Origin of the sequence: Pseudomonas sp. NUPR-001 (assembly GCF_052147955.1) — a bacterium.
Classification (GTDB): Bacteria; Pseudomonadota; Gammaproteobacteria; order Pseudomonadales; family Pseudomonadaceae; genus Aquipseudomonas.
In genome coordinates this window covers 307,229-321,749 of the sequence record NZ_CP197353.1, presented here as the reverse complement: position 1 = coordinate 321,749, position 14,521 = coordinate 307,229, and the positions used below count along the sequence as shown (strand labels likewise).

Genomic DNA, 14,521 nt, shown 5'->3' with positions numbered 1-14,521 from the left:
GCAATGCCGGTCCTTTGAACAAACCTGCCCATGAATATTGATCTCTACGGATTCGGTCCGGCCTTGTTGGCCGGGACGCTGATGACCGTCAAACTCGCGTTGTCGGCCCTGCTGCTGGGGCTGGTACTGGGGCTGCTAGGCGCCCTGGCCAAGACTTCGCCGTACAAACCCCTGCAATTTCTCGGTGGTTTCTATTCCACGCTGGTGCGTGGTGTCCCCGAGCTGCTGTGGGTATTGTTGATTTACTTCGGCACCGTCACCTTGATGAACCGGCTCGGTGAAGCCCTGAATATTCCTGGCCTGGAGCTCAACGCCTTTGCCGCTGGCGTTATCGCCCTGGGCCTGTGCTTCGGTGCTTACGCCACCGAAGTCTTCCGTGGCGCGATCCTGGCCATCCCCAAAGGCCACCGTGAAGCGGGCCTGGCCCTGGGTTTGTCGAAAGGGCGGATTTTCTCCAAGCTGATCCTGCCGCAAATGTGGCGTATCGCCCTTCCCGGCCTTGGCAACCTGTTCATGATCCTGATGAAAGACACCGCGCTGGTCTCGGTGATCGGCCTGGAAGAGATCATGCGCCACTCGCAGATCGCGGTAACGGTGACCAAGCAACCATTCACCTTCTACATGGTTGCTGCAGTGATCTACCTGGGGCTGACCATTCTGGCCATGACCGGCATGCACTTCATGGAAAAACGTGCCGCACGCGGCTTCGCGAGGCCTAACCAATGAATTGGGAAGTCATCATCAAGTGGCTGCCACGCCTGGCCCAAGGCGCCACGCTGACCCTGGAACTGGTGGCCATCGCCGTGATTGCCGGTTTGATCCTGGCCATCCCGCTGGGTATCGCCCGCTCCTCGCGGCACTGGTACGTGCGCGCCCTGCCCTTCAGCTACATCTTCTTCTTCCGCGGCACACCGCTGCTGGTTCAACTGTTTCTGGTGTACTACGGCCTGGCTCAGTTCGAAGCGGTGCGTAACAGCGCCTTGTGGCCGTACTTGCGCGACCCGTTCTGGTGTACCGTCCTGACCATGACCCTGCACACCGCCGCCTACATCGCCGAGATTCTGCGTGGCGCACTGCAGGCCATTCCGCGTGGTGAAATCGAAGCGGCGCGGGCCTTGGGCATGTCCAGGGCCAAGGCACTGTTCTACATCATGCTGCCCCGTGCTGCGCGTATCGGCTTGCCGGCCTACAGCAACGAAGTGATCCTCATGCTCAAGGCCAGTGCCCTGGCGAGCACGGTGACACTGCTGGAACTGACCGGCATGGCCCGAACCATCATCGCCCGCACCTATTTGCCGGTAGAGATCTTCTTCGCCGCCGGTGTGTTCTACCTGGTGATCTCGTTCCTGCTGGTGCAGGCGTTCAAGCTGCTTGAACGCTGGCTGCGCGTCGACGCCTGCCAGGGTCGCTAAACCTGTATAACGGGGCTATCACAGCCCCGTTTTCGTAACCGCCCCATGACCACGCCCCGCCCACTCGAAAATCACCAGTTACTGAGCCGCTTCCAGGCCCTGGACGGTTTTCTGCGCGAGCACCAGTCACTGTGGCGGCCACGTCCGTTTACTCAACTGTCTCTACCCTGGGAAGCCGAGCACCCGGCCTTGGCCAACTGGTTGCGCCAGCGCTCGCTGAGCGAAGCAGAAGCGGCGCACAACCACCCCGAACACCTCGACGCACCCGCCCCCTTCACAGCGCTGGCACGCGCCGCGCTGCAGCTTTCAGAGATCGGTGAGTTATCCACACATGCCGTGCCTGCGGCGAGCCACCGCCTGAACGTCGATGTACCCGGGCGCAAATGGCAGCAGATCGAAGCCTTTGCCAGCCACCTGAACTTCAGCGCTCAACCGCAGCACTGGCTCGACTGGTGCTCGGGCAAAGGCCACCTCGGCCGTCGCCTGCTGCAAGGCGACAGCCAACAACTGACCTGCCTGGAATACGATCCCGCGCTGGTCGCCGCCGGGCAAGCGCTCAGCCAGCATCACAACCTGAGCAGCCAGCATCATTTGCAAGACGTGCTGGCCGCAGATGCCGAGCGGCACTTGAGCAGTGAGCACACCGCCGTCGCCCTGCATGCCTGCGGCGACCTGCACGTGCGCCTGATTCAACTGGCCAGCCAGTCGGGTTGTCGTCAGCTGGCGATTGCCCCCTGCTGCTACAACCGCATCCGCGCGCCGCAGTATCAGGCACTCTCGGCTGCTGCCATGGCTTCAGGCCTGCAACTGTCGATTGATGATCTTGGCTTGCCACTGAGCGAAACCGTTACCGCCGGCGCCAGGGTGCGGCGCCAACGCGACGAGTCGATGGCCAGGCGCCTGGGCTTCGACCTGCTGCAACGCCAGCTGCGCGGCACGGATCAATACCTGCCGACACCGTCGTTGCCGGTGAGCTGGCTGCACAAACCGTTTGCCGACTACTGCCGCGACCTGGCGGCCCTCAAAGACCTGCACATCGATCACACCCCTGATTGGGACGCTTTGCAGGCCCAGGGCTGGCAGCGCCTGGCGCAGGTGCGCAACCTGGAACTGCTGCGCAACCTGTTCCGTCGCCCGCTGGAACTGTGGCTGGTACTGGACCGTGCCTTGTACCTGCAGGAGCAAGGCTACCGGGTGCAGTTAGGCGTGTTTTGCCAACAGCCGTTGACCCCGCGCAACCTGATGCTTCTGGCCGAACGCCAGTAGCCTGCGACAACGGTGCACAGCCTGTGGATAACTCTGTGGGCAACCTTTTGAAAAAGCCCTGAAAAACCTTGGATCCAAGCGCTTTGCGCGTTTGGCTGTTTTTTATCCAGCGTTTTATCGCCAGCAAAAACAGCCATTTGCGCAAAGACCAACGGCCTGCGGCACGCCGACGCACGTACTGCCAAGCTGGCACGTGCGTTGTGCATAAGCGCTTTAGCAAATTGCTCTAAGCAGCAAAATCAGGCCAGTTTCAGCAGGCTCATACCCGCCAGCAACAGCACCAGGCCCAACCAGCCACGCCCGGCCAGGCGCTGACCAAACAAGGCCCAGCCCATGGCGACCGTAGCGAGGATGCCGAAGCCGCCCCAAATGGCATAAGCCAGCGACAGTTCAATATCGCGAACAGCCTGAGCCAACGCCGTAAAGGCCGCCAACACACACAGAATCGAAATAATCCCCAGGCCACGCTTACGAAAGCCATCGGAGTATTTGAGCAGCAGGTTCGCCACGACTTCCAGCGCAATCGCCAGGCCGAGCCAGGCGAACGGAATCCAATTCATGCTTAGCATGGCAAGGCCTCCCCATTGCGCTCGGCAGGAGCAGGACGAGTACCGGCCTTGATCAGCAGGATACCGGCGATCATCACACCCAGGCCGGCAGCCTTGAGCAGGCCCAGGCTTTCACCCAGCCAGGTAACGCTGATCAACGTAATCAGCACAATGCCGATGCCTTCCCACAACGCGTAGGCAACGCCCACAGGCACACGCTTAACAGCCAGCGCGAGGAAAAAGTACGAAAGACCGATCATGGCGTACATCAAGCCATGGCCAAGCAATGGATGCTCAGTGGCGGCGAATTTCATCGACGCGGTACCAATCACCTCAGCGGTGATGGCAATAAACAAATAGATCCAGGAACGCATGATGCCCTCCCACGGGCAACAACAAACAAAAAGAGAGAAAACGCTGATTGTCGAGGGAGGCGCTACAGACCGCCGGTCCAGTGATTTTCACGGGAGACCAGACGAGAGGTGGGGAGCAGAAACGCTTTACTGTTCAACATAATGAACACGAAATTAGCTCAAGGCATCGCTAAAGTCAAATCGATAGAAAACAACTAATTAAAAATCGCGTATATCTCCCGCTATTCAGTTAAAAGCCCTTAAAGCCTGCTGAAAGCTTCGTAAAGTATATTCACCGACCAGCAAACTGCTTTGCCCCCCCTGTGGGAGCGGGCTTGCCCCGGTACAAACCGGGGACATGGTTTACAGCCTAATACGCATAGTCAGGAGATATCTGATCATGCCCTGGAACCAAGAGCCCCCCATGAACCAACGCGTCCCTCTTCAAGACGCAGGCTTATAGAAAACGGAATTCCACATGAAACCCCTACTGCCCCTCGCTGCACTCGCCCTCACCCTGGCCGGCTGCAGCAGCCCAAGCCCTGACTGGCAAACGCCACAAGCCCGCGAGATGAGCGACAACGCCCTCCCGGTCCAGCCTTCCACGCACTGCAATAAGCGCGGCTGCCACCAGCACAAACCGATGTTATTCGACCCAACCAAGGCCGAACCTGACGCCACGACATTGCACCGCGACTGGTAAGAAAACAGCGTTTGAAAGGAAAGTTGCAGAAGTAGTTTACAGACGCAAACTGATCGCTATAATGACGCCCCTGTGCCGGTATAGCTCAGATGGTAGAGCAACTGACTTGTAATCAGTAGGTCCCGGGTTCGATTCCTGGTGCCGGCACCATACGCAGTAAAAAGAGGCTCACCGAAAGGTGGGCCTTTTTTGTTTGTGCCTCGGTTGCGATACGTCCTGACACGAAACTGCTCGAGCCTTGGGATGCCTCCAGCACAAGCATCCATTACAGTTGCCACCTAGCCGGCAGAGTGACCGGCCCAGAGCCTCACGGAAAGGAACTGTGAATGGGTGGTAAGCCGAGGCCAGACCCTTCTATTGTCAGCGGCTTCAAGGTCGCGTTTGTCCAAGGCCAAAGAAAATACTATTTTGATACGGTAGAGCAGCGGTACTACTCATGGGATTCCCTCCATGGCGAGTTCGAAGTCTTTGATCGCCGTGGCTTCCATCTGGGTTCAGTCTGCCCCACCACGGGCATTACCTTGAAGCCTGCCGTTCGCGGCCGCAGAATCAACCCCAATTGAGGGTGACATATGAGTTTTATCCAAGCGTGCCTGCAAGGCGAGGTGCTGGAAGAAGAAATCGACCAGTTCGTGGAAGCCTGGCATGAAGGGCGTCAAGGCGCAGAGCTGGAGCTACATGAGTTCCTGGGCATGGAGTGGAACGAATACCAGCTGTGGTCAACAACACCGTCGGTGTTGCCATTCGTTTTGACTGCCCATAAATACGGCACCTCTCTGCAGGACGAATTGCTCCGTGATCGCTCGGCTATGGCAGCCCGCGCACCTTCCGTTGCTGAAGCAGCCAAGGTCGAAGCCTGGTTGCGCAGCATGGGCAAAATTCATTGACCCCTGAAGAAAAAATGGCCAACCGAGTGTTGGCCATTCGCAAACTCACCCCGCCCTTCGACCTGGAACAACTCGCCAATCATTATGGCGACCTGGAGTTCCACGATTTCCCCTTCGCCGTAGACGGAGTTACCGTCGGCATAGGTGGAGATGCCAAGCCAAAGATACTGATCAACGCTAGCGCCCCACTTACCCGGCGTAAATTTACCCTGGCCCACGAGATCGGCCACATCATCATCCCTTGGCACACCGGCACCATCGTTTCCCACATCGACCCCGGAGAAGTGGGGGCTGCCTACCTGCAGATGGAGGCAGAAGCGAATCGGTTTGCAGCCGAACTGTTAATGCCCACCAACTGGCTCATTGAAGAGTTCAACCGAAACGCCAATGTGGAAGCGTATTTTCGGTCCGTGCTTTCCAAGGTTGGTGCCTCCAAAGAAGCGACGTTCTACAAAATCTTCCGTTCACTGCCCCACCCCATCGTCTGCGTCCAAATCGATAGCGCATCACGCCTGGTGAACGCACAACGATCATTTACCGCCCCTTACCCACCGGCCCGAGAAACACTCATATCCCGCGCCTGCTTTCACACCGACAGCCGCTTTGAAAGCTTCGAAATTGACGGCCAACGTTACATGAGCTGGGTGTTTGTAGGTCGAGACATCCAAGAGGTCGATCAAAGGCCGTGGCGCGATGTTTACGCGAACATTCTTGATGACACCGACATGAGAGCTTACCTCCAGAGCATCAATGCGATTCTGGCGGCGGCGTTCAACAAGAACAAAACGAGAAACGAAGCTGAGATATGCGGGGCCATAATCCGTGCGTTCGCCGACCGGGGTGATTATCAGCCGGTGTACCAACATCCGCTGTTCGAACAGTACGTGATCAAGCGGGTGAAGGAATTGAAGCGGCGAGGCTAGTGGGACTTACTGGCGATGGCATTACAACGTGGGCACTGCTCGCCTTCTTGACCCGCTCCTGCAGAGCAGGAAGCCGTTCGTACACTGTTGCCTGCAAAGCCTGGTCTGCTCAGTCAACATCCTCTGTTTTAAGGGCAACTTGCCCCGTTCGGCACCGGAGATCAGCACCTGAAGCATCAGTTCAGAAGGTGTGACGCCTTGTTTTTCCAGAACACGATAAGCACATGCCTTAAGCGCTTCGTGGATACAGACGTTGATGGAAACCATGGCTTTGATCCTGAGGCACTACCAAGAAAGTACTGAAACGCTCCGGTGGGGTGAACTGCCTTGAATGGCTATTCGAGCAGCCCCCTGTGGGAGCGGGCTTGCCCGGGGCAAGCCCGCTCCCACAGGTTCACGGCCGTCGTGAAACACCCTCCAATCGATGAGCGGTCAGGGCCAAAAATCGACGGGGCGGCATAATGGCATCGATTTTTCTTCAAGCCCCCGCCACCGTTGCGAGCCCCTTTTTAATGAACACCGAAACACGTTACTCGATCATCCTGGAACGCAGCGCCGAGGTGCTGCTCGAAAACGCACTGATGGCTCAGGTGGAAGCCTTCTGGGACGCCAATGACACCCGCTACTTCGGGCTACGCATGGAAAATGAGCACACGGCTCACGCGCGCGTATTGGTTACCGATGAAGTCCCTGACGATGACGCTGAGTGACAGCTGCCACCACACGCCTACAGGGCTGGCTGTGTAGGCGTGTAATGGCAGCAATGGGTCAGATGCGGAAGCTGCCCACCAGGTGTTTCAGGCGAGCGGCTTGCTGCTCCAGGTCGGTGCAGGCACGCAAGGTCGATTGCAGGTTTTCGACCCCTTCCTGGTTGAGCATGTTGATCTCGTTGATGTCCATGTTGATCGCTTCAACCACGGCCGTTTGTTCTTCAGTGGCGGTCGCCACCGACTGGTTCATGCCGTCAATCTCGCCGATGCGCAGGGTCACGCTGCCCAGGCGCTCACCGGCCTGATTGGCAATCTCGACACTCTCCTGACTGTGGTGCTGGCTCTGGCCCATGGTGTCAACCGACTCGCGGGCGCCAACCTGCAGTTCTTCGATCATGTTCTGTACCTGCTGCGCCGACTCCTGGGTGCGGTGCGCGAGGTTACGTACTTCATCAGCAACCACGGCAAAACCGCGCCCGGCCTCGCCCGCACGCGCCGCTTCAATTGCGGCGTTGAGCGCCAGCAGGTTGGTTTGCTGGGAAATGCTGGTGATCACTTCAAGGATCTGGCCGATGTTCACGGTTTTGCTGTTGAGCGTCTCGATGTGCGCGCTGGAGGTGCAGATCAGGTCCGACAGGCGGTTCATCGCCGCGATGTTGCGATCAACAACTTGCTGGCCTTCTTCGGCCAGGTGACGCGCCGCACTGGCCTGTTGTGAGGCCTGGGCAGCGTTATGGGCGATCTCCTGGGCGGCGGCGCCAAGCTCGTTGATCGCCGCCGCGACGCTGTTGGTGCGGTTGGCTTGTTCGTCGGAATTGACCATCGACGAGTTGGAGGCGCTCACCACCCGCAAGGCCACTTCGTTGACCTGCTCGGTAGCCGAGGACACTTCGCGGATCGAGGTGTGAATACGTTCGACGAAACGGTTGAACGCGCTACCCAGCGCGCCGAATTCGTCGTGGCTGTGGATGGCCAGGCGCTTGGTCAGGTCGCCTTCACCTTCGGCGATGTCTTCCATGGCGCGGATCATCGTGTTCAACGGTTGCAGCAGTACGCGAATCAGCAGGCCGAGCAGGGTGATGATGATGGCCACGGCGATCAGCGTGGCAATGATCGCCGAAGTACGGAAATCGCTGAGCATTGCATAGGCTTTGTCTTTGTCGACCGACAGACCGACGTACCAATTGGCCGAAGGCAGCCCGTGGATCGGCGCAAAGGTCAGCAGACGCGGCTGGCCATCGACCTCGACTTCGGTCAGTTCACCCGACAGTTTCGGTGTGCGCTCAGGGTACAGATCCGACAGCGACTTCATCACCAGCGTGTTGTCTGGATGAACCAGAATCTTGCCTTGGTCGTTGACCAGGAAGGCATAGCCCATGCCGCCGATGTTCAGCGAGTTGATGATTTCCACCAGGCCGTCCAACGACAGATCGCCGCCGACCACACCGATGCTGGAGGAGACCTTGCTGAGGATGCCAATGACCATCTTGTTGGTGGTCAGGTCGATGTAAGGCTCGGTGAGTATCGCGCCGTTGGCGCTCATGCCGTCCTTGTACCAGGGGCGTGGGCGCGGGTCATAGCCGTCGGGCATCTTGGCGTCTGGACGAACACTGAAGCCGCCATCGACTTTGCCTAGGTAGACGGTGAGAAAGCTCGAGATCAGCGCTTTCTGGCCCATCAGCGTCTCGGCGTTGGCGGGCTCTTGGGCAATGTTCTGTGCCAGGTTTTCCACCAGATTGATCCGCCCTTCCAGCAGGTTGCGGATGTTGGTGGAAGTCGATTTACCCATTTCAGCCAGGTAGTTTTCCAGGCTGACGCGTGTCGCATTGCGCTGCAGGTAATCGCTGTAGAGGGTGAACAGGGTAAACGCGAGCATTACGATCAATGACGCGGCTAACAGAATCTTGTGACTGAAACGCAGATTTTTGTTCATGGTCTGTTGTGTACATCTTCTACCGGACAATTGACCGGTATCGGCCGCAGACAAGCAAACCTTGAACTGACCTGTAGGAGCGGGCTTGCCCCGCGATGCGATATGGCTGACAAAACGCTATCGCGGGGCAAGCCCGCTCCCACCCAGGGACCGCCAACCTTGTAATCCCTGCCCCCATCCGTTATAGCTAAAAAGGCATCCATAACGAGAAGAGGCAGAATCAGCCCATCATGAACGAGAACACACGTATCTTTCGCCCCCAGGGCCCGTTTGCCGCGCTGTTCGGCAAGCCTTTCGGGCCCTCCTTCGCCGCTGACCTTTCGCTGTGCAGCTCCCCCCTCTCGACGCTGTTTCACACGCTGTCGATTCCACCTCGCGACACCCTGCTGGCCCACAAGCGCAAGCGCCCTGTTCCTCCGCCTGCTCACTGACACCTGAATTTTCCGCTTTCCATCGCTCGGGCTTTTACCGCTCAGGGCTGGAGACGCTTTGCATTTTTTTCAGTGTTTTCTGGCAGGAAATCTTATGACTATTCGTGTTGCCATTATCGGCGCCGGCCCGTCTGGCCTGGCGCAGTTGCGTGCCTTTCAATCCGCTCATGCCCAGGGCGCACCGATGCCCGAGGTGGTCTGTTTCGAGAAGCAGGCCGATTGGGGCGGTATGTGGAACTACACCTGGCGCACCGGCCTGGATGAGCACGGTGAGCCGGTGCACGGCAGTATGTACCGCTACCTGTGGTCGAACGGGCCAAAGGAGTGCCTGGAGTTCGCCGACTACAGTTTCGATGAACACTTCGGACGGCCGATTTCTTCGTATCCGCCACGCGAAGTGCTGTGGGATTACATCCAGGGCCGGGTGAAGAAGGCCGGTGTGCGCGATTACATTCGCTTCAATACTGCGGTTAAAGCGGTGCGCTTTGATCAAGTCAGCCGTACCTTCACAGTCAATGCCCACGACTACAGCCTCGACCAGAGCATCGAGCAGGTGTTCGATTTTGTCGTGGTGGCCAGCGGGCATTTCTCCACGCCGCATGTGCCGGACTTTGCCGGTTTCGAGCGTTTTTCCGGGCGCATTCTGCACGCTCACGATTTTCGCGATGCGCTGGAGTTCAAGGGTAAAGACGTGCTGATCGTCGGCAGCAGCTACTCCGCCGAGGACATCGGTTCGCAGTGTTTCAAGTACGGCGCACGTTCGATTACCAGCGCCTGGCGTAGCCAACCGATGGGTTACAAGTGGCCCAAGGGCTGGGAAGAACGCCCGCAATTGCAGCGGGTGGAAGGCGACCTGGCGTTTTTTGCCGACGGCTCCAGCAAGCGCGTCGATGCGATCATTCTGTGCACGGGCTACCAGCATCACTTCCCGTTCCTGCCCGATGAACTGGCGCTGAAAACCAACAACCGCCTGTGGCCACTGGGGCTTTACCAGGGTGTGGTGTGGGAGCAGAACCCACAGCTGATGTACCTGGGCATGCAAGACCTCTGGTACAGCTTCAACCTGTTCGACGCCCAGGCCTGGTTTGCCCGCGATTACATGCTCGGGCGTATCAGCCTGCCGAATCAGACAGCGATGCACAGCGACAGCGAACGCTGGCGTGCCGAAGAGCAAGCCCTGGAAACAACGGCATCGATGTACGAATTTCAAGGCCGCTATATCCAGCACTTGATCGAGCAAACCGATTACCCGAGCTTCGACATCGACGCGGTCAACCGTATCTTCCTCAAATGGAAGTCGGACAAGAAGCAGGACATCATGGGCTATCGCGACAAGTCCTACCGCTCGGTAATCACCGGCACGGCGGCAGTGCCGCACCATACCCGCTGGCTGCAGGCCATGGATGACTCACTGGCCGAATACCTGCGCGAGACTTCAGCCAAAGGCGATGTCAAAACCCTGCGTCAGCACTAGGCTCTGTGGGGGCGGCGGTGCGGCGACCCGACTTGCCCCGCGAAGCAGGCACTGCGGTGAATGGCACGGGCTTCGCCCGTGTTCGCGGGGCAAGTCGGGTCGCCGAACCGCCGCTCCCACAGGTGGTGTGGGACAGTTGCTCCCAAAACTAGGCCGCCGTTTCCTGCAACCAGTCACAGTAACGTGCAACCCCCTGCTCGACGGTCAGCGTTGGCGCCTGGTAACCCACGCCGCGCAAACGCTCAAGGTCGGCGCAGGTGTAGCACTGGTACTTGCCACGCAAATGCTCGGGGAACTCGCTGTATTCCAGAATGCCTTCAAGCAAGGCCATTTCCAGTGACAACGGCGCCAGATCCTGCTGTTCGCGCAGGCGGTTGATCACGGCCAGGGCAACGTCGTTGAAGGGCTGGGCACGGCCGCTGCCGACATTGAAAATACCGCTGAGCTGCGGGCGGTCGAGAAAGAACAGGTTGACCTTGACCACATCCTCTACCGAGACAAAGTCGCGCAGGTGGCCGCCGCTGGGGTAGTCACCGTAGCTGCCGAACAGGCTGACTCTGCCATGCGCCTGATACTGGTTGAAGCAATGCAGGGCGACGGAAGCCATCGCGCCTTTGTGCTGCTCATGCGGGCCGTACACATTGAAGTAACGCAGGCCCACCACCTGGCTACGGGCAACCGGTAGCTGGCGACGCACGCGCTGGTCGAAGAGAAACTTGGAATAGCCGTAGACGTTCAGGGGCCGCTCGCATTCGCGCTGTTCGCGAAAGTCCCTGCCGGCGCCATACACCGCCGCCGATGAGGCGTACAGCAACGGCACTTGCAGACCTTGGGCGGCGTCCAGCAGGTCGCGGCTGAAGCGGTAGTTGTTGTCCATCATCAGGCGTCCGTCGCTTTCGACGGTACTGGAACAAGCGCCTTGATGCAGGACAGCGCGCACCTTGCCGAACTGGCCACGGGCAAAACGCTCGAGAAAGTCGTCTTTGTCCAAGTAGTCGGCAATCTCGCTGTCGGCCAGGTTGGCAAACTTGTCGCCGTCGCGAAGGTCGTCTACCGCGATGATCTCGGTTTCGCCGCGTTGGTTGAGGGCCTGCACCAGGTTGCTGCCGATAAAGCCTGCGGCGCCGGTCACGATAATCGTCATGCCATCTCCCCCTTTGAGGGTGCTGAGCGGTCAGTCTAGTCGGGGAATTTGTACAAGAATTAACCAGGATCAATAGTTTTGTGGATAACCGTGACGCTGGTCAGGCCATGATTTTGCGGTGATGGCCGCCGCTGCCGTATCATCGCTGCCCCGCTCTCGTGCACATGGATGTCTGATGAACGCCTTTTCACGCTTGCTACCTGCTGCCCTGGCCTGCGCCTTTTTCGCCAGCCCTGCGGCCTTTGCCGCCAGTTTCGACTGCAGCAAAGCCAGTACGCTGGTAGAGACCGCCGTGTGTACAGCGCCGACGCTGTCGGTCAAGGACGAACAGCTCAGCGCACTGTACCAACCCCTTCAACACCAGAAAGTTTTCCGCGAACTGCAACGGCGCTGGCTGCGCGAAGTACGCAACCTGTGCAAATCGGCCACATGCATTGAGAACGCTTACGATCAACAAATCACGCGGCTGACTCCGGCACAGCCAGACCCTCAGGCCGAGGCACCTACCTTACGGCCATCGTCAGACCAACAGCCCTACCTGCAGATCACTGACGCACCGTGGCAACGCTTTGCCTTGGCTACCGTCCCAGGCGTTAACCCTCACCTGTATACCCAGATAGTTGACGTGGCAATCCTGGACGGGGTGTTGAACGCGGTGGTTTTTGTTGGCGAACACGTCGACCAGACGGTCCGTAACGCTGGCAATAGCTATGAGAGACGCTACTTCGGCTCGCTGTACGAGTACTCCGACGCCCGCCCCGGCCTGCACCCGATTGTCCGCGACATTCGCTTCAGCGGCTGGAACAACATCGGCGCCAATGATCAGGGTGAGCGTTATGCCGGCATCATCGACGGGGTGTTCTATTACCGGCATCGGGTGAAGGGCGAAGCCGAACAGAGCATGGCTTACACCCTGGGCTCCAAGGAGCAACCCCAGCCTTCGGCCCAGCTGTTTTCTGCGGAATCCGGTGCCAAGCGCTTTTCCAAGGCGATGATTGCCACCGACCTGAACTACAACAACACAAACGTGATGCTGCATTACCCGTACGAGCGCGACGGCAACACCTACGACCGGATCATGGACAAGAACGATAACGGTTGGAGCGTGGTAAACCCGATGTGGAATCCAACCCGGCCGGTGCTGTACTTCGACAACAGTGGCGACTTTGCCTGCGTCTGGCGCGCTGACCTGGTAAACAAAACGCTGGAAAAGATCGTCCCCGAGCACGAAGCCGTTTCGGCCGTCCCGGTGGACGTGCTGGGCCAGGAAGCACTTGTTTATCTTGAGGGCGATAAGCTGATGTTCACCATCGCCCCTCAGCAGTAAATGCTCAGGCGGGCGCCGACAGCGTCCCGGCGCGTCGGCGCCCGTACAGGCGAGCAACACTGATCGCCCAGTTGAGCAAGGCAATGATCAGCAGGCTGACCATCATCGCTTCAGTGCCGCTGCTGACAATCAGGCGGCCTGCCAGCCAAGGGTAGCCGAACACCCCTAGAAAGTACGCCAGGCTGAACAGCAGCAAGGCTTGTGGCGTGCGGCCGGGCGGTGCCTGGTTGGCCGCCAGGCCGTTGATCACCGAGTAGTTCAGGCCATAACCGACCCCGAGCAATGCCGCGGCCAGCAGGTAGCCAAGGTTACCCGCTACCCCCCAGCCCAGCGCCAGCACCGCCAGCACGGTAAAGCCCGAGAGCACGCACGACGCCCAGTAGGCATCGCGCTTGACCACCCAGCCAGCAACCAGCAGCCGGCAACTGATCGCGGCACTCATGAAGCCAATGAAAAACAACGAGTAGTCCAGTCCATGCGCGCCGGCATACGAGGTTTGAAAGCTGCCCAGGCCACCAAAAATCGCCCCGCCCAGGCCGACCATGACGATCGGCCAGCGCGCCCTGGAGCCCAGCACCTCGATACACGCGCGTCGGCTGATGCTGACCGGGCTGGTAGCGGGCGACGGCAAGCGTGCCAGGTAATTGAAGATCAGCAGGCCGAGCAATGCAGCCATGGCAGCGCTGAAGAACGCCGTTTGCACCGGCAAGCCGAACAGGCTGGCGAGCTTGCCCACCAGCGGCCCGGAGCCGATGCCGCTCATCATACTGCCCGAGAGCAGCGCAAAACTGTGGGTGCGGCGCTGGGCATCGACCCGTTCGCTGACCAGAATCGGCCCCAGGGTGTAAAAGGCGCCCCAACCAAGGCCCAGGGTTAGGCCACAGAGCATCAAACCTATGCCAGTGCCGGGCACCAGGGCAAAACCCAGGCACGCCGCCACCAGGCACAACGCCGACAGCACAATGGCCCGCGCCGAGCCCAAGCGGTCGGCCAGGTGCCCGCTCACCAACACCGCCACCACGGTACTGAGCATGGCCAGTGAAATGATCTGCCCGGCATCCTGCTCGTTACCGCCACGGCTGCTTACCAGCAGCGACAACAAGAACGTCGAACCGTACGACAACGACAACAGGTAACTGGCCAGGCAGAGCAGGCCGAACCCCTGTGTTCTGGGGGCGGAAGAGGTGGCAAACATGGTGCACAGGCGCCTGAAAATACTGGAAATGCCTTGTAACATGCAGGCTGCCCACGGCAGTTATGCAAGTTGCGGAGTAAGGATCAGTAGCAAGCGAACTAACGCGCTAGCGCGGGCCTTGCAAGCACCACGGGGATAAAAGTCTTTTACCGAATTCACGGGTTTTCCGCTGCAGTGCTTGCCCTATCCTAGGCACGATTACTCCTGTCAGCGGA

The 14,521-nt window shown here is 59.0% G+C and carries 16 protein-coding genes, 1 tRNA gene and 2 pseudogenes; 12 read left to right on the top strand and 7 right to left on the bottom strand.

The window, feature by feature from the left end; all coding sequences use genetic code 11:
* Positions 1-30 precede the first annotated feature (30 nt).
* Genes ACP6KB_RS01440 through ACP6KB_RS01430 form a run of 3 tightly spaced genes read left to right on the top strand, consistent with a single transcriptional unit; the run spans position 31 to position 2,678 of the window.
* Positions 31-726: an ABC transporter permease gene (locus ACP6KB_RS01440; RefSeq protein WP_442111567.1), complete on the top strand. Its 696-nt coding sequence runs from the start codon at positions 31-33 to the stop codon at positions 724-726.
* Positions 723-1,412 carry an ABC transporter permease gene (locus tag ACP6KB_RS01435; RefSeq protein WP_442111565.1) on the top strand — a complete coding sequence of 230 codons (690 nt, stop codon included), beginning with the start codon at positions 723-725 and terminating at the stop codon, positions 1,410-1,412. Before ACP6KB_RS01440 ends, ACP6KB_RS01435 begins: the two co-directional genes overlap by 4 nt.
* Positions 1,413-1,457: 45 nt before the next feature.
* Positions 1,458-2,678: a methyltransferase gene (locus ACP6KB_RS01430; RefSeq protein WP_442111563.1), complete on the top strand. Its 1,221-nt coding sequence runs from the start codon at positions 1,458-1,460 to the stop codon at positions 2,676-2,678.
* A 239-nt stretch (positions 2,679-2,917) separates the two neighbouring features.
* Here the strand turns inward: ACP6KB_RS01430 and mdtI are convergent, their stop codons facing one another.
* Both mdtI and ACP6KB_RS01420 read right to left on the bottom strand, forming a co-directional pair.
* A complete protein-coding gene (mdtI, locus tag ACP6KB_RS01425; protein ID WP_442111561.1) occupies positions 2,918-3,247 on the bottom strand; it encodes a multidrug/spermidine efflux SMR transporter subunit MdtI in 330 nt (109 codons plus the stop codon).
* A complete protein-coding gene (locus tag ACP6KB_RS01420) occupies positions 3,241-3,600 on the bottom strand; it encodes an SMR family transporter (protein WP_442111559.1) in 360 nt (119 codons plus the stop codon). Before ACP6KB_RS01420 ends, mdtI begins: the two co-directional genes overlap by 7 nt.
* A 457-nt stretch (positions 3,601-4,057) precedes the next feature.
* Between ACP6KB_RS01420 and ACP6KB_RS01415 the strand changes: the two genes are divergently transcribed.
* From ACP6KB_RS01415 to ACP6KB_RS01395, 5 genes are all read left to right on the top strand, one after another.
* Positions 4,058-4,282: a hypothetical protein gene (locus ACP6KB_RS01415; protein ID WP_442111557.1), complete on the top strand. Its 225-nt coding sequence runs from the start codon at positions 4,058-4,060 to the stop codon at positions 4,280-4,282.
* Positions 4,283-4,356: 74 nt separating this feature from the next.
* Positions 4,357-4,432, top strand: a tRNA-Thr gene (locus ACP6KB_RS01410).
* Positions 4,433-4,608: 176 nt separating this feature from the next.
* Positions 4,609-4,845: a colicin E3/pyocin S6 family cytotoxin gene (locus tag ACP6KB_RS01405; protein ID WP_442111555.1), complete on the top strand. Its 237-nt coding sequence runs from the start codon at positions 4,609-4,611 to the stop codon at positions 4,843-4,845.
* A gap of 9 nt (positions 4,846-4,854) precedes the next feature.
* Entirely contained in the window at positions 4,855-5,169 is a 315-nt protein-coding gene (locus ACP6KB_RS01400) for a hypothetical protein (protein ID WP_442111553.1), read from the top strand.
* Complete coding sequence (locus ACP6KB_RS01395) at positions 5,166-6,092, top strand: ImmA/IrrE family metallo-endopeptidase (protein WP_442111551.1); 927 nt, start codon at positions 5,166-5,168, stop codon at positions 6,090-6,092. Before ACP6KB_RS01400 ends, ACP6KB_RS01395 begins: the two co-directional genes overlap by 4 nt.
* 21 nt (positions 6,093-6,113) lie before the next feature.
* On the opposite strand, the gene ACP6KB_RS01390 is transcribed toward ACP6KB_RS01395, so the two are convergent.
* Positions 6,114-6,359, bottom strand: a complete 246-nt coding sequence (locus ACP6KB_RS01390; protein WP_442111549.1) for a type II toxin-antitoxin system RelB/DinJ family antitoxin — start codon at positions 6,357-6,359, stop codon at positions 6,114-6,116.
* A gap of 245 nt (positions 6,360-6,604) precedes the next feature.
* Between ACP6KB_RS01390 and ACP6KB_RS01385 the strand changes: the two genes are divergently transcribed.
* Complete coding sequence (locus tag ACP6KB_RS01385; RefSeq protein WP_442111547.1) at positions 6,605-6,802, top strand: hypothetical protein; 198 nt, start codon at positions 6,605-6,607, stop codon at positions 6,800-6,802.
* Between the two features lie 58 nt (positions 6,803-6,860).
* On the opposite strand, the pseudogene ACP6KB_RS01380 reads toward ACP6KB_RS01385, so the two are convergent.
* Positions 6,861-7,457, bottom strand: a pseudogene (locus ACP6KB_RS01380) (methyl-accepting chemotaxis protein); the annotation flags it as partial.
* 261 nt (positions 7,458-7,718) lie between these two features.
* A pseudogene (locus tag ACP6KB_RS01375) lies at positions 7,719-8,678 on the bottom strand (HAMP domain-containing protein); the annotation flags it as partial.
* Positions 8,679-8,965: 287 nt separating this feature from the next.
* Between ACP6KB_RS01375 and ACP6KB_RS01370 the strand changes: the two are divergent.
* Positions 8,966-9,166, top strand: coding sequence for a hypothetical protein (locus ACP6KB_RS01370; RefSeq protein ID WP_442111545.1), 201 nt, complete (start codon positions 8,966-8,968; stop codon positions 9,164-9,166).
* Positions 9,167-9,260: 94 nt separating this feature from the next.
* Complete coding sequence (locus ACP6KB_RS01365; RefSeq protein ID WP_442111543.1) at positions 9,261-10,640, top strand: flavin-containing monooxygenase; 1,380 nt, start codon at positions 9,261-9,263, stop codon at positions 10,638-10,640.
* Positions 10,641-10,788: 148 nt separating this feature from the next.
* Here ACP6KB_RS01365 and rfaD read toward each other — a convergent pair whose 3' ends face one another.
* On the bottom strand, positions 10,789-11,784 hold the full coding sequence (rfaD, locus tag ACP6KB_RS01360; RefSeq protein ID WP_442111541.1) for an ADP-glyceromanno-heptose 6-epimerase: 996 nt from the start codon (positions 11,782-11,784) through the stop codon (positions 10,789-10,791).
* Positions 11,785-11,959: 175 nt separating this feature from the next.
* Between rfaD and ACP6KB_RS01355 the strand changes: the two genes are divergently transcribed.
* Complete coding sequence (locus tag ACP6KB_RS01355) at positions 11,960-13,111, top strand: lysozyme inhibitor LprI family protein (RefSeq protein ID WP_442111539.1); 1,152 nt, start codon at positions 11,960-11,962, stop codon at positions 13,109-13,111.
* 4 nt (positions 13,112-13,115) lie between these two features.
* On the opposite strand, the gene ACP6KB_RS01350 is transcribed toward ACP6KB_RS01355, so the two are convergent.
* Positions 13,116-14,306 carry an MFS transporter gene (locus ACP6KB_RS01350; RefSeq protein ID WP_442111537.1) on the bottom strand — a complete coding sequence of 397 codons (1,191 nt, stop codon included), beginning with the start codon at positions 14,304-14,306 and terminating at the stop codon, positions 13,116-13,118.
* Positions 14,307-14,521 lie beyond the last annotated feature (215 nt).